Below are 15,011 nucleotides of genomic sequence, written 5' to 3' on the forward strand. Positions count from 1 at the left end.
TCTCCCTGCTCTTGCAGCACTTGTGAGGGGTTCAGGCATACTCGCGTCCGGGTTGGGAGAGCCGCCCGTTCATGTCGAGCATGTCCACCACCAGGGTCGCGCGAGCGCAGGGAGTCGGAGGCCTGGAGTCGCCGGGGCAGAGCTTCGCGCGCGCGCGTGGGACGGTGCGGCTGCTCGCGTGGTTGGACGCCTTCCTCGCGGAGTCGCTGCGCCGCGGGCCCGCCGAGGAGCTCGGACGAAGCCGGGTGCTGGCGGGCGCCAATGTCGTGCTGCTGCTGTGCTCGCTGCTGTTCCTGCTCTACGTGCCGAGGACGGGCTTCCCGCTGTCGCTGGCGCTGGTGGGCGTAGCGTGCGCGGGGGGCTTCGCGGCCTCGCTGGTGTTGCTGCGTCGGGGCACCTCCTTGCGGCTGCCGGGCATGCTGCTGTGCGCGATACTGACGGGCGGCTTCCTGGCCGCCGGGCTGCTCATGCCGGATCCCCACGTGGGCACGCATGCCATCTGCATGCTCATCCCCATCCTGTCTGTCTACCTGCTCGGGCCGCGGACGGGCTTCATCTTCGCGGCGCTCGGCGCTCTGGGCGTGGGCGGAGTGCTGCCGCTGTGGCACAGGGTGGAGGGTGGCCTGTGGGCCCGTTCGTTGTTCGCCGCGCTCTTCATCCTGGGCGCCTGGGCGCTGAGCTGGCTGATTCTGGCCGCGAGAGATCAGGCCAACTCGGCGCTGGTGCGGGCGCTGCGCTCGCTGCGCGAGAACGAGAGCAAGCTGACGAGCCTGCTGGAGAACACCGAGGACATCGTGTGCTCGGTGGATGCTGACGGGCGACTCATCGCGGCCAACCCGGCGCTCGAGGAGATGTACCGGGAGCTCATCGGCGCGGAGCTGTCGCCGGGCGACCCGCTCTTCCCGGAGCACTCGCCGGAGCGCCTGCGCCGGCGCTGGCGCGAGGCCTCCGCGCAGGTGCTCGCCGGCAAGCGGGTGCGCTTCGAGGCTTCGCCCTCACGGCTGAAGCGGCCGCGGGTGCTGGACATCTCCCTCAACCCCGTGTTCGACGTGTCGGGCGGCCGCGTGGTGGGGATGACCGTCTTCGGGCGTGATATCACCGACCGCAAGGAGGCCGAGGCGCGGCTGGGGGAGATGCACCGCAGCCTGCTGGATGTGTCGCGCCAGGCGGGCATGGCGGAGATGGCCACCGGTGTGCTGCACAACGTGGGCAACGCGCTCAACAGCGTGAATGTCTCCGTCAACGTGCTGGCCGAGCGGCTCCACCAGTCCCGGCTGCCGGGCCTGAAGAAGGCCATGGACTTGATGGCCTCGCATGCGGCGGACCTGGGGGCCTTCCTCACGACGGATGGCCGGGGCAAGCAGCTGCCCTCCTATCTGCAGGCGCTTGCTTCGCAGCTGCTCGGCGAGCGGGAGGAGCTGCTAGATGAGGTGCGCACGTTGCAGAAGAGCGTGGAGCACATCAAGTCCGTGGTGAGCATGCAGCAGGAGCACGCGCGGTTCTCGGGCGTGGTGGAGCGGCTGGAGCTGACGGCGCTGCTGGACGATGCGCTGCGCCTGCAGGCCGTGTCCTTCGAGCGCCTGGGCATTCAAGTGCGGCGCGACTACCTCGAGGGCCACCACCTGGTGAAGGTGGATCGGCACAAGCTGCTGCAGATACTGCTCAACCTGCTGAGCAACGCGCGACAGGCATTGGTGGAGAGCGGGCGGGCGGACAAGCAGCTCACCATCCGGGTGGAGCGAATGGTGGCCGAGCGGCTGCGCATCGCTGTACAGGACAACGGGGTGGGAATCTCCCCCGAGGACGCCCCCCGGCTCTTTACCCAGGGTTTCACCACCAAGAAGGACGGCCACGGGTTCGGCCTTCACATCAGCGCACTGGCGGCGGCGGAGATGGACGCGTTCCTCTCTTGCACGAGCGAAGGTCGCGGCCAGGGTGCTACGTTCACTATCGATCTGCCCATCTCGGGCGAGGAGAACAGGGCATGAGTGCCGCCACCCCACCCAACCGCCGCATCCTGGTGGTGGATGACAACCAGGCCATCCACCAGGACTTCCGCAAGATTCTCTGTGCCGCTCCGGCGAGCACCGCCTTGGACGCCATGGAGGCCGCGCTCTTTGGCGGTCCATCGGCGGCGCCCGTGGACACGGGCTTCGAGGTGGACTCGGCCTACCAGGGCGAAGAGGGTCTGGAGAAGGTGAAGGCCGCGGTGGCCGAGGGGCGGCCGTACGCGCTGGCCTTCGTGGACATCCGCATGCCGCCGGGCATCGACGGCGTGGAGACGGTGCAGCGGGTGTGGAAGATGGACCCGGACCTGCAGGTGGTGCTCTGCTCGGCCTACTCCGACTACTCGTGGGAGGAGATGACGCAGCGGCTGGGCATCAGCCAGCGCCTGCTGATTCTGCGCAAGCCCTTCGACAACATCGAGGTGCGGCAGCTCGCGCACGCGCTCACCGAGAAGTGGGAGCTGCTGCGCCAGAGCCACCGGCGCTTGGAGGACCTGACGCGCGAGGTGGAGGAGTGGACGCGCGAGCTGTCCGTCGCCAACGAGCGGCTGCGCAAGGAGATGGAGGACCGGGCGCGGCTGGAGCTGCGGCTGGTGCAGGCCCAGCGGCTGGAGGCGCTCGGGCGGCTGTCGGCGGGGCTGGCGCATGAAGTCAACAACCCGCTGAGCGTCATCATGGCCAGCGTGGGCTTCATCCGCTCGGAGCTGGATGACCAGGCCAAGGGCGGCCGGCAGGCGGACCCGAAAGAGCTGAGCGAGGTGTGCTCGGACGCGCTGCTGGGGGCGGACCGCATTCTGCGCCTCGTGAATGACTTCCGGCTCTTCTCGAAGCTGGATGGGCAGCCGCAGGCGTGGGTGGACCTGCGCGAGGTGCTGGACCACGCGCTGTCGGGAGCCAGCTACAACCTGGGGCCCAAGACGCAGGTGGTGCGCGACTTCCAGGACGTGCCGCCCGTGTGGGGCAGCGAGCAGGGCCTGGAGCAGGTGTTCCTCGGGCTGCTGAACAACGCGGGACATGCCCTGAAGGGGGCCGCGGAGCCGCGGGTGACGGTGGTGGCTCGCCAGCGCGAGGACGGCGGGGTGATGATAGAGATCAAGGACAACGGGGTGGGCATCGCCAAGGAGCACCTGAGCCGCATCTTCGATCCCTTCTTCACCACCAAGGCGCCGGGAGAGGGGACGGGCCTGGGCCTCTCCATCTGCTACGGCGTGGTGTCGGGACTGGGCGGCGCCATCGAGGTGGACAGCACGCCGGGACAGGGTGCCACCTTCCGGGTGAAGCTGCCCAAGGCTCCCGAGACGGTGGCCTCGGCGAGCAGCCCGTAGTCCCTTCCCAAGCGCCCCGGGATTGAGCTACCCCGGCGAGGTGCTCCGCCACGTGCGGGGCTTCACTCCCGGGGTTCCATGCGTCCCACCCGTCTTCTGTCGTTGTGTCTGGCCGCGCTGCTCGCGCACGTGGCCTGCTCCACCACGCCGCCTGCACCGGCCGCTGCGCCCGCGCCCGCCGCCGAGGTGGTCGCCGCGCCCGCGCCTTCGGGGCCGGTGCCGCCGGTGGCCCGGCGCGTGCCCCATCCCGTCAACCTCCACGGGGATACCCTCCAGGATGACTACTTCTGGCTGCGCGAGAAGGAGAACTCCGAGGTGCGCACGTACCTCGAGGCCGAGGCCGCCTACACCGCCGAGGTGATGAAGCCCACCGAGGCGCTGCAGGCGCGGCTGTATAGGGAGATGCTCGGCCGCATCCAGCAGACGGACCTGAGCGTGCCCTACCGCAAGGGCGGGTACTTCTATTACTCGCGCACCGAGGAGGGAAAGCAGTACCCCATCCTCTGCCGGAGGAAGGGAAGCCTGGAGGCGCCCGAGGAGGTGATGCTGGACCTCAACGTGCTCGCCGAGGGGCAGACGTTCCTCTCGCTGGGCGACGCCGAGGTGAGTGATGACGGCCACCTGCTGGCGTACTCGCTGGATACGACGGGCTTCCGCCAGTACACCCTGCGGGTGAAGGACCTGCGCACCGGCCAGGTGGGCGAGGCGCGCATGGAGAAGGCGACGTCGGTGGTCTGGGCCGCGGACAACCGCACCCTCTTCTATGTGACGGAGGACGCGGCCAAGAGGCCCTCGAAGCTGTGGCGGCACACGTTGGGCACGGCGTCCTCCGCGGACGTGCTCGTGTACGAGGAGAAGGACGAGCGCTTCAATCTGTACGCCCACCGCTCGCGCTCCGGGGAGTACCTGTTCACCGTCTCCAGCAGTCACACCACGAGCGAGGTGCGCGTGTGGCCGGCCCGCAAGCCCACGGCGGCCCTGACGGTGGTGGCGCCGCGCGAGCAGGACCACGAGTACAGCGTGGACCACCGGGGGGACCAGTTCTACATCCGCACCAACTCGGGGGGCCGCAACTTCCGCGTCGTCACCGCGCCGGTGAAGTCGCCCGGCCGGGAGAACTGGAAGGAGCTCATCCCCCACCGCGAGACGGTGATGCTGCAAGGGGTCTCCCTCTTCAAGAACCACCTGATGGTGTACGAGCGCGAGGCCGGGCTGCCGCACATCTCCATCACCGACCTGAAGACGCGCGCCGCGCACCGGGTTGCCTTCCCCGAAGAGGTGTACGCCGTCTTCCCGGAGATGAACGAGGAGTGGGACACGAAGCTGCTGCGCATCGGCTACCAGTCGCCCGTCACCTCGTCGTCCGTCTACGACTACGACATGGTGAGCCGCGAGCGGAAGCTGCTCAAGCAGCGGCCGGTGCTGGGCGGCTATGACGCCTCGAACTACCAGACGGAGCGGGTGATGGTGGAGGCGAAGGACGGGGTGAAGGTTCCGGTGAACCTCGTCTACCGCAAGGGGCTGAAGAAGGACGGGAGCGCGCCGTTGTTGCTCAAGGGGTACGGTGCCTACGGGGCCTCGGCCTTCCTGGGCTTCAACTACAACGACGTGTCGCTGCTGGACCGGGGCGTGGTGCTGGCCACCGCGCAGATTCGCGGCGGAAGCGACCTGGGCAAGGCGTGGCACGACGCCGGCCGCATGCGCAACAAGATGAACACCTTCACGGACTTCATCGCCTCGGCCGAGGGGCTCATCGCCCAGGGCTACACCTCGAAGGGGCGGCTGGCCATCCAGGGCGGGAGCGCCGGCGGCCTGCTGATGGGCGCGGTGGTGAACCTGCGTCCGGACCTCTTCAAGGTGGTGCTGGCGAACGTGCCCTTCGTGGACGTGCTCAACACCATGTCCGACGCGAGTCTGCCGCTCACCGTGGGCGAGTTCGAGGAGTGGGGCAACCCCCAGGTGAAGGAGGACTACGAGTCCATGCGGCAGTACTGCCCCTATACCAACGTCACCGCGAAGGCCTACCCGACGCTCCTGGTGAAGACGAGCTTCAATGACAGCCAGGTGATGTACTGGGAGCCGGCCAAGTGGGTGGCGAAGCTGCGCTCCCTGAAGACGGACAAGAACCCGCTGCTGTTTCACATCAACATGAACGCCGGGCACAGCGGCGCGTCGGGACGGTATGACCGGTTGAAGGAGATCGCCTTCGACCAGGCCTTCCTGCTCACGCAGCTCGGCGTGGAGCCGTAAGGAGCCCGAGGCATGCCCACCACCATCCGGCCCGCCCGAGTCGAGGACGCCCCCGCCCTGGGACGCATGGGCGGGGCGCTCGTTCGCCTGCACCACTCGTACGATTCCCAGCGCTTCATGACCCCCGCGGAGGACGTGGAGTCCGGCTACCAGTGGTGGCTGTCCCGCGAGTTGAAGCGTCAGGGCGCGGTGGTGCTGGTGGCCGAGCAAGAGGGCATGGTGGTGGGCTACGCCTACGCCACCGTGGAGGGACGTGACTGGAACGCGCTGCTCGATGCCCACGGCGAGCTGCATGACGTCTGGGTGGAGGAAGCGGCGCGAGGCAGTGGCGTGGGCGCGCTGCTCGTCGAGGAGATGGTGCGGCAACTGCGGACGCGGGGTGTGCCTCGCATCCTGTTGATGACTGCGTCGCGGAACGAGGCAGCGCAGCGGCTGTTCACCCGGCTCGGCTGGCGCACCACCATGGTGGAGATGACGCGCGAGGTGGAGGAGCCCGAGAAGGAGTGAGCCCTCCGGGCGCGGTCGCGAGCAACTGGTCCGATGGTCGGACCAGTTGGCAACGCGCGAGCCCGGGAGGTCCTCGGGGAATGGGGCAGTGCGCTGTTGATGGCGTGCCGGAAAGTGGACGCTCTCCAGCTCCCGCGTGGCGGACGGGAGACATGCTGCCCTGGAGTCGGAGACGTCCGTGTGGTGGGTGCTGCGTACCCTCCCGCGCTCCGGGCGTTCTCCTGGCCCGGCTCTACGCGGAGGAGTCTCCTTGTCCCAGCCCCTGCACCGCCGGACTGTCTTGAAGTGTCTCGTCGCCGCGGCGGCGAGCACCGCCTTCGGCTGTCATGACGATGAGCCACCCGTGGACGACGGGCGTGCGTACTTCCCTCAGTCAGTGGCCTCGGGAGACCCACGTGCCACCAGCGTGGTGCTGTGGACGCGCATGGTGGACCCCGATCGTCCGGACACCGATGTTGCGATCACCCTGGTGGTCGCCCTGGACGAGGACTTCAAACACCGCGTCCTGGAGCGCACCGGACTGCTCGCTCAATCCGCGCATGATCATGCTCTCAAGGTGAAGGTGACGCGTCTGGAGCCGAGGACGCGCTACTACTATCGCTTCATCCTCGAGAAGGACGGCCAACGTCTGGGCTCGCCCGTGGGCCGCACTCGCACCGCTCCCGCCTCCGGCACGAATACGTCCGTCCGATTCGCGGTGGCCAACTGTCAGGACTTCCGCGGGCGCTACTACAACTCCTGGCACCGCCTGCTACAGCTCGACGAGGAGCTCGACTTCGTCCTGTTCATCGGCGACTACATCTACGAGGCCGACTCTTCGCTCGTGCCCTCGACGGACCCCACGCGCAACGTGCGCTTCACCGACCCCGGCTCCGCCCTGCCCAGGGACATGGGCGGGGGACGCGTGGAGCTCGTTGCTCAGTCGGTGTCCAACTACCGCGACCTCTACCGCACCTACCGCTCGGACCCCTTCCTGCAACAGGTGCACGAGCGCTACCCGTTCATCGTCACCTGGGATGACCACGAGTTCTCCAACGACTGCTGGGACGCGCACGCCACGTACACCGATGGGCGCACCGATGAGTTCCAGCCCGAGCGGCGGCGCAACGCGGAGCTTGCCTTCTTCGAGTACATGCCCCTCGACAACACCGATGCGCCTCCAGGTGCCATCGACCTGGAGGGAGTGCCTCGTTACCCAGACACGCGTATCTGGCGTGACTTCGTCTTTGGCAAGCACCTGCGGCTGCTCGTCACCGACTACCGCACCCACCGGCCGGACCATCTCATCCCCGAGGATGCCTACCCCGCCACGGTGGCCATGGATGCGGCGGTGCTGGCCTCACTGGGTCTCACGGAGGCCTTCTCGGCGGATGCCTTCGCCTATGTGAACATCGGCGAGTTCCCCGCGCAGCAGGCTGTGCTGCGGGGCGCGTACGTGCAGCTCGCGGTGGGGGCGGGGCTGTCGTCCGAGGAGGCCTCGGCGCGGGCAGTGGCGGCCGTGCAGGGCAACCTCGCGCTGGCCTACGTCAACCCCGTGTTGGTGGCGGCGGCTCAGCCGGGGGCGGGGCCTATCGACCCGGTGGGAAATCCTCGGGGGCTGGCCTTCGTGCACATGGGGAAGCAGGACCTCTTCACCAGCATCGGCGCTCGCAACGTGGTCATCAAAGACACCTTCGATGTGTACGCCGCCTGGCGGTATGCCACCTCCGGCCGCGAGGCCCAGGACGCGCTCGGCGAGGCCCAGGAGGCCTGGCTGCTGGAGGCGGGTGAGGGCGCTCAGACGTGGAAGGTGGTGGCGAGCTCGGTGTCCACGACGTCGATGATCTGGGACCTGAGGAACAAGCCGGACGTCGAGCCGCCCACGGTGCGCAACCGGTACTACTTCAGCGTGGACCAGTGGGACGGCTTCCCCGACAAGCGGCGCGAGCTGTTCACGGCCCTGCGGGAGCGAGCCGGTGGCCGTACGCTCGTCGTCGCGGGGGACATTCATGCGGCCTTCGCGTCGGTGGAGCACGGGGTGCCAGCCCTCACCGCGCCTGCCATTGCCTCCGCTGCCGTGCAGGAGGAGGCGGGCGAGGCGGTGGAGGCCGCGGGCTTCCCTCCTGGAACGGCTGTCTATCGCTACGTCGTCACCGAACAGGAGGCCACCTTCCGCGAGGGCAACCCGGGTATCACCTTCGTGGACAGCGACGCCCACGGCTTCACAGTGCTGGAGGTGGGCCCCGAGGTGGTGCGGGCCGCGTACCACCTCATCCCCAGCAGCGAGGTCCGGGTGAACTACGCGGAGCAGCCGGAGAAGCTCGCCGCACGCTTCTCCCGCCAGGACTTCCTCGTACGGCCCGGCGTCATCGACGTGGCGTGAGGGCCGCGAGGTGTCTTGAGCCCTTTCAGGTGAGTCCGTGAAGGCGTGCCCGCGGCCATTTCCCCTCTCCTCCCGGGAGAGGGAGCATTCATCACTGTATTAAAGGGCGGACGCCTTCGCGGGAGCGGGCAACAGGGGCGCCTCCAGGGCATCGAGCGCCTGCAGCGGGCCCTTTGCGCCCAGGTGCTCGAAGATGTGGCGGGCTCGGGAGAGGTGGAGCGCCCGAGTGCCGCCGAGAGCGGAGGTCCGGGCCAGCTCGTAATGGGCGAGCCCCTCGTCGGTGGGCATGCGCCAGGTGCGAGCGAGCTCCAGGGCTCGCTGCCACAACACCTGGGCGCGCTCGGGACGGCCTTCGAGCCAGGCCCGCGTCCCTTCGAGGCGGGCGGTGCGGCTGCGAGCGGTAGGGTGGAGCCGGCTCACCTTACGCAGCACCCGGAGGGAAGCGATGGCCAGTGCCCGAGGCTCGGAGTCTCCGGCGCCTCGCGCGGTCTCCCAGAGCTCCAGACACGCCTGCACCAGCGAGGTGAGGGAGGTGAGATCGGACCACACCAGCAGCGGGCGCTGACGCAGCAGGCGCAAGGCCTCACGCGCATGGACGAGCACCCGGGCGTGCTCTCCCTGTCGCTGGGCCACGAGCGCCGCGTTGCAGCGGAAGCGCAGCACGTTGAGCGGGTCCGCCAGGGCCAACAGCACCTCCGCCTCGCGCAGCCTCTCGGCGGCCTCCTCCAGCCGCGCGAGCAGCAACAGCGTGGGAGTCATCTCCGTGAGGGCCCACAGCACGTTGATGACGTTGGAGACATCGTTCGCCACGGCCAGCATGGACTCGCGCACGTACTGGGCGGCACCCGGCTCGCGAGCCAGCTCCAGCCCCATGCCCAGCACCTCCAGGCCGGTGCACAGGGTGAAGGGATTGTTGTGGCGGCGGGCCCCGGCGATGCCCTGCTCCGCCAGCCGCAGGCCCTCTTCCCAACGCCCGAAGGTCAGGTGCAAGGCGCCCTCGACAATGTCGGTAGGCGGGTTCCTCGCGTCCACCGAGGCGCTGACGCGGCGGAAGTAGCGCCTCGCCAGCCCATCCATCCGGCCCAGGCCCGCCATGTAACCCAGCGAGTTGTAGGCCGCGGTGGCGGTGGAGAAGTCGCGCGCCGTCTCCGCCAGGTTCACGGCGGCGAAGTTGGCGGTGAAGTGCTCCAGCATCTGGCCTGCGTAGAAAGTCTGCTCGGAGAGGGTGCTGAAGATGCTGGCGGCCAGGGAGAGCCGCTCCCGCTCTTCTTCCGAGCGCGGTGCCGGCAGCCAGCGCCCCAGCAGCATGCGCCCCACGTGCCGCACCACCTCCCTCGCCAGCCGGCCGCCCCAACCCGCACGAGTGCCAGGCCGCGTCTGTCCCAGCAGGCGGAGCGCGCTGTCACAGTGGCGCAGGCTGTGCTCCGTCTCGCCCAGCGCGTGGTACGCGGCGCCGAGCCGTGCGCTCCAGCGGGCCTCGCGCATCGTGTCCATTGGCTCGGCACCGCTGGCGGCCAGTCCCAGGGCGCGCTTGAGCAGGGCCACCGTTTCCGCGTGGGCCCCGCGCGAGACCGCGGCCTCCGCGGCCCGCTCCAGGTGCTCCAGCGCTCGCTCGGGCTGCTCCGCCAGCCGCCAGTGGTGCGCCAGCAGCGGTTGGAGCTGTTCGCCTCGCTCCTCCTGGTCGCGCTCGTGCAGCAGCGCCACGGCGCGGTGCAGCTCCCGGCGCTGGGCGAAGGCCATCAGGTGGTAGGCCGCCTCCTGGATGAGCACGTGCTTGAAGGCATACACCGGGCCGGAGCCAGAGTCTTCTCGCTGCACGAGGTCCAACCGCTCCAGCTCGGCGAGCTGTTGTGGCAGCGTGGGACGGTCCGCCTCCACCGGGTGCACGTCGCGCAGCAGCTCGAAGGAGAAGGCACGGCCGAGCACGCTGGCCACCTTCAAGGTGAGCTGCTGTTGCTGGGTGAGCCGATCAATGCGGCTGGTGATGAGGCCCTGGATGGTGCCGGGCAGCTCCATCGCCAGCTTCTCCAGGGAGCGCGCGCCCAGCCGGCACTCGCCGCGCTCGATGACGAGGTAGCCGGCATCGCGCAGGGCACACGTCAGCTCCTCGCTGAAGAGGGGGTGTCCCTCGGCTCGGTCCCGGATGAAGGTGGCGGCCTGGGCGGGCAGGTTCCGCACGCCGAGCCGCTGGCACACCAGTGTCAGCACGTCGTCGTAGGACATGCGCCCCAAGGGCAGGTGCGCCGTGCCGGGCGAGTCGCGGAGCTGGCGGTACTCGGCGGGGGCCGACTCGCCCGGGGGACGCGTGGAGAGCACCAGCAGCAGCCGCTTCACCCGCCGCTGCACGGCGAGCGCAAGCTCCCACGAGGCGGAGTCCATCCAGTGCGCGTCGTCCAGCACCACCAGCCGGGGGCGCTCGCGGGTGCAGTCGTCGAGCAGTTGCACCAGCAGCTCGCGGGTGGTGGCGGCACGCAGGGCGGCCGTCATGTGACGCACCGCCTCGTTCTCCGGCACCTGCACCGGCAGCACGCCGTTGAGGAGCGGAGCCCACGCCTCCTGTTCGGGCCAGGCGCTCAGCCGCTCCATCAGGCGCGTGGTGCGAGTGGCTTCGTCCGGCAGGCCCTCGAGTCCCAGCAGGCGCGAGAGCACGGCGCGCCACACGTGCCAGACAGGGGAGCCCTCTACCGAGGAGCCCAGGCCCAGCGCGGTGTTCAGTCCGGCGGCCCGGGCACGCTCGATCATCTCGCCCACCAGCACGGACTTGCCCATGCCGGCCTCACCCTCGAGCAGCAGGGTGCCACCCACGCCACGCTCGGCCAGGGCCCGCACCGCCGAGGCCAGTCGCGAGCGCTCCTCCTGGCGGCCCACCAGCCGCGTACTCGGACCGGGCGCCTCCGCGCTCTCGGTGCCCTGCTCGGGGCGGAACACCGGCACCGGGTGCGTAATCCCTCTCATCTTCAGGGGCGCGAGCGTCTCGAAGCGCAGCCGCGAGGAGGCCTGCCGGAGCGTGGTGGCGTCGCACAGCACGTCGCCCACCGCGGCCTGCATCAGGCGCGCGGCGAGGTTCACTGTATGGCCCACCATCACGTACTCGCGCCGCGTGGCTCCGCCCGTGGTGCCGCAGAAGACGCGCCCGGTGGCCAGGCCCAGACGGTACGGCACCCCCAGGGCCTTCAGCGGGCCCCGAAGGTCCAGCGCGGTCTGCGCCGCGCGCGCCGCGTCGTCCTCGTGTGAGAGCGGGGGCAACCCGAAGGCCGCCACCATGATGACGCCCTTGTCGTCCACCACCACCTGGTTGGCGCTGCCCCCGTACCGGAAGAGGACGGATTGGAGGGTGCACAGCGCGCGTTGCAGCTCCTCGGGCCGCTGGCCGGCGGCAAAGCCGGGTTCGTCCAGGTTGATGAACATCACCGTGACGGTGCGGAACTCGGACAGCCACTGGCCGTGCCCTGCCTCCAGTCGGTGCGTCACCACTCGCGGGAGGTAGGCGCACAGGGCGGGCGCGAGCTCCGGTGTCACCGGCTCTGGCGGGCGCACGTCCGATAGTGGCACGGGCTCCATCGCCACCAGCTTCCAGCCCGCGTTGCCCCGGGGCTTGCCCTGGGCCTCGTGCAGCAGCGGCCAGGCGCGGGGGCCGAGGATGATTTCTCCCGGCTGCGCCGAGTGCGCCGCCTGGGCCATCTCCAGCAGCGGTTCGCCCGAGGCCAGGAAGTCCCAGCGGCCCTTTTCGCCGCCGACGTCGGACAGCCGCACCGTCCCGGCGCCGATGCCCACCTTGAGCCGCAGCCGCACCCCGTCCACGGGCTCGCTGCCCTCGATGAGCGACTGGGCCGCCCGGGCGCACTGTGCCGCCAGCCTCACTGCGCGCGGCAGCTCTCCATCCGGGTCCGCCGGCCACAGCGCTACTAGCGCGTCTCCGGCGAAGCGCAGGATGTCTCCACCATGCGCGAGGATGGTGTCGATGAGCCGGGAGAAGAAGGTGTCGAGGATGCCGCGCAGCCGCTCGGCGCCGGAGGGACCGCTGTTCTCCAGGGCCTCGGCCATGGCGGTGAAACCCGTCAGGTCGGCGAAGAGCACCGCGCCCTGCTGCTCACGCAGGGCTCCGGCGCGAGGCCGCGAGGTGTCCTCCTGGAGGGCGCGTACCAAGGAACCAGGCAGGAACGCCGCGAGTGCGTGCAGCCTCGAAGGGAAATTCATGCCGGACCACACCACCGCCGGGAGGGGGGAGACCCGGGGGCGGAAGAGGGCCCATTCGTAGCAGATGGTTGTCGCTCCAGCCACCTTGGATACGGGGCCCGAGAGCGAGCAGGCAGGCGAGCAGGGCCCGCTGTTCACCCGGAGTCTGGGCCCGTGCCTCGCGAGGTTCCTCTGTCAGGCGAGAGCGGGGCTCGCGCGGCGTGAGAATGAAGGAGCGCTCGCGCGCCAAGGAGTCGCGGAGGAGTCGGAGGCGCCCGACAGAATGGGAGTCTCCCATCGGAGGCGCTGCGCCTGGGGGCCTTCGCTTCCGTGGGACTGGGGTGAACAATGCTCGCAGACTCGCTTCGGGCCCGGCGGACGGGCCTGCTGCTCGCCCTGGCCCTGCTGTCCACCGGCTGCGCGTCACTGACGCCACCGCCCGGTATGGGAACGGGCCTGCGCTACACGCTGGGCGAGGCTCCGGGGCATTCATCGGTCCAGGGGTCGGGTGTCGAGTCTCGCCACCTCCTCGTCTCAACGCCTGAATCCGAGGCGCCGGAGCGGTTGCATCGGCGCCGGGCCTCCCGTGCGGAGGTGACGGCCGCGGGCTCGGACAGCGCGGAGCGAGAGGCGCGGCAGCGGGCCCTCGCGGCTCAACTGGCGTTTCGCGGGGCCCTTCGTGAGGTGTCCGGCTCCACCCGCCGCATCTCAGGCGAGCTCGCCCGGCTCAATGCCAGTGGCTGGGGCCTCGCCAGCGGAAACGGTGTCTTTCTCCGCTACGCCGGCTACAGCGCCGCGCAACTGCGGTGGATTGACGCCCGGCTCGCCGCTGCCACCCGGCTGGTCAACGCCGCTTCGGAGGTGGAGGACCCGGACATGCAGCTCGCCCTGCTACGCCTGGCCGGTCCACGGCTCGAGGCCGCCATGATGGGCTCGCTCCTGCTCGCCGTCTGGCTCGACTTCCTCAACATCGCTGACGTCGCGCTCAGACAACACCTCTACTCCGTGGAGACGCTCTTCGCAGACATGTGGCGCTGGCAGGAGATGCTCGAGCCGGCGATGAGGGCGCTCTCCTCCCTGGAGCACGGGCAGATGGAGGCCGCGGCGCAAGACGTGCCCCCGCTGGTGGGCCACCTCACGGACGAATTCGCGGCCACCGTGGAGAGAATGCGCGTGGCGGCGGAGAACCTCCAGAAGGTGCTGGTGCTCAAAGAAGCCATCGAGACTGTCACGATGCTCTCGACGATGCGGTTCTCGCTGCCCTCGGTGCCTCCGTCCGCTCCCACCCTGGTCGGCATGGCGGTAGGCGGCGATGGCGTGATGATGGGCACGCGGATTGTCGTGTCCGCCGAGTGGGTGGAGATGATGCACCAGTTGGTGCGCGCGGGCGTCCTCTCCCTGCCCGTCGTCAGCGCCGCGGTGCGGATTCAGGCGGGCCAGGTGATGCTGGCTCAGGCGCACGGCGAGCTGCCGCGGGGCGTGCGCGAGGCGTTGGGAGATGGGCCCGAGGTGGAGGCGATGCGCGAGACGGGCAAAGCGGGGGCCGGCATGGCCGAGCCGCCGGGGCACCACGTCATGCCCAAAGAGTTCCGCGAGTGGTTCGAGAAGCGCGGCTTCACCGGCGAGATGGACATTGACGAGTTCTGCGTCAAGCTGGAGCAGGCGTACCACGAGGCCCTTCACGGCGGTGGCGACTGGAAGCTGGGCCGCACATGGTCTGGTGAATGGAACCAGATGATCATGAAGGCGCTGTACGAGGCCGAGGCCAAGGCTGGCCGGATGTTGACTCGGAACGAAATCTTGAAGCTCGTCGCGAAGCGTATGCGGCGCTACGGTATCCCGATGGAGTTCACTCGGGGGAGAGGGCAATGAGCGGCGGACGGGCCTGGGAGGGCAACTGGGTGGTCCGTCTGTATGAGCGGGTGCGCGAGCGGGGTTACGACTCGCTCACCGCCTTTGCCGAGGCGCGCCCCGCCGTTCCTCTGTATTTGCTGGCTGAGGAGCTTGGCAAGGACGACGTCGCCGGGGTGCAGGTGTTCAGAGGGTTGCTTGCTGAGGCGGAGCGAAGCCATCGGGTCACACGTTTTGTGCGCGATGTTCTCGTGCGCGAACTTGCAGAGAGCCTCCCTGACGGCTGGCCAGCCGTGCTGGACGACGCAAGCCGTGGAGAGATTGCCATGGCGCTCGGCACGTGGTTCGCCGACACCCCAACAACCCATGAGGAGCGCGTAAGCAGGGCCGGCGATGCGCTCCTCGCCACGCCACCGCCGCCCGGCTGGCGCCCGCTCGGCCCCGACGACGAGCTACTGCTCACGCTCCTGCCCGACGAAGACGTCTGAGCCTCCGAGCCCCGAGCCTCCTTCTCCGTGGCCATTGGCTCCACCA

8 protein-coding genes are annotated in these 15,011 nt (G+C 69.5%); 7 read left to right on the top strand and 1 reads right to left on the bottom strand.

The genetic code is table 11. The features are described 5' to 3' along the window. Positions 1-71: 71 nt before the first annotated feature. The 5 genes from OV287_RS00445 (at position 72) to OV287_RS00465 (ending at position 8,450) form a co-directional block, all read left to right on the top strand. Positions 72-1,988 carry an ATP-binding protein gene (locus tag OV287_RS00445; protein WP_267531959.1) on the top strand — a complete coding sequence of 639 codons (1,917 nt, stop codon included), beginning with the start codon at positions 72-74 and terminating at the stop codon, positions 1,986-1,988. Next, positions 1,985-3,331: a hybrid sensor histidine kinase/response regulator gene (locus OV287_RS00450; RefSeq protein ID WP_267531960.1), complete on the top strand. Its 1,347-nt coding sequence runs from the start codon at positions 1,985-1,987 to the stop codon at positions 3,329-3,331. The genes OV287_RS00445 and OV287_RS00450 overlap by 4 nt, the downstream gene beginning before the upstream one ends. A gap of 78 nt (positions 3,332-3,409) precedes the next feature. Then, on the top strand, positions 3,410-5,581 hold the full coding sequence (locus OV287_RS00455) for a S9 family peptidase (RefSeq protein WP_267531961.1): 2,172 nt from the start codon (positions 3,410-3,412) through the stop codon (positions 5,579-5,581). A gap of 12 nt (positions 5,582-5,593) precedes the next feature. Continuing rightward, positions 5,594-6,088, top strand: coding sequence for a GNAT family N-acetyltransferase (locus OV287_RS00460; RefSeq protein WP_267531962.1), 495 nt, complete (start codon positions 5,594-5,596; stop codon positions 6,086-6,088). Between the two features lie 250 nt (positions 6,089-6,338). After that, positions 6,339-8,450, top strand: a complete 2,112-nt coding sequence (locus OV287_RS00465; RefSeq protein ID WP_267531963.1) for an alkaline phosphatase D family protein — start codon at positions 6,339-6,341, stop codon at positions 8,448-8,450. Between the two features lie 99 nt (positions 8,451-8,549). Here the strand turns inward: OV287_RS00465 and OV287_RS00470 are convergent, their stop codons facing one another. After that, the gene (locus tag OV287_RS00470) at positions 8,550-12,647 is read right to left on the bottom strand and encodes an AAA family ATPase (RefSeq protein ID WP_267531964.1); all 4,098 of its coding nucleotides are present in this window, start codon (positions 12,645-12,647) and stop codon (positions 8,550-8,552) included. A 327-nt stretch (positions 12,648-12,974) separates the two neighbouring features. Here OV287_RS00470 and OV287_RS00475 point away from each other — a divergent pair, with 327 nt between their 5' ends. After that, complete coding sequence (locus OV287_RS00475) at positions 12,975-14,498, top strand: DUF2380 domain-containing protein (RefSeq protein ID WP_267531965.1); 1,524 nt, start codon at positions 12,975-12,977, stop codon at positions 14,496-14,498. Next, entirely contained in the window at positions 14,495-14,965 is a 471-nt protein-coding gene (locus OV287_RS00480) for an NUDIX hydrolase (RefSeq protein WP_267531966.1), read from the top strand. The genes OV287_RS00475 and OV287_RS00480 overlap by 4 nt, the downstream gene beginning before the upstream one ends. Positions 14,966-15,011 lie beyond the last annotated feature (46 nt).

It is taken from the genome of Archangium lansingense, from assembly GCF_026626635.1.
Taxonomy (GTDB): Bacteria; Myxococcota; Myxococcia; order Myxococcales; family Myxococcaceae; genus Archangium; species Archangium lansingense.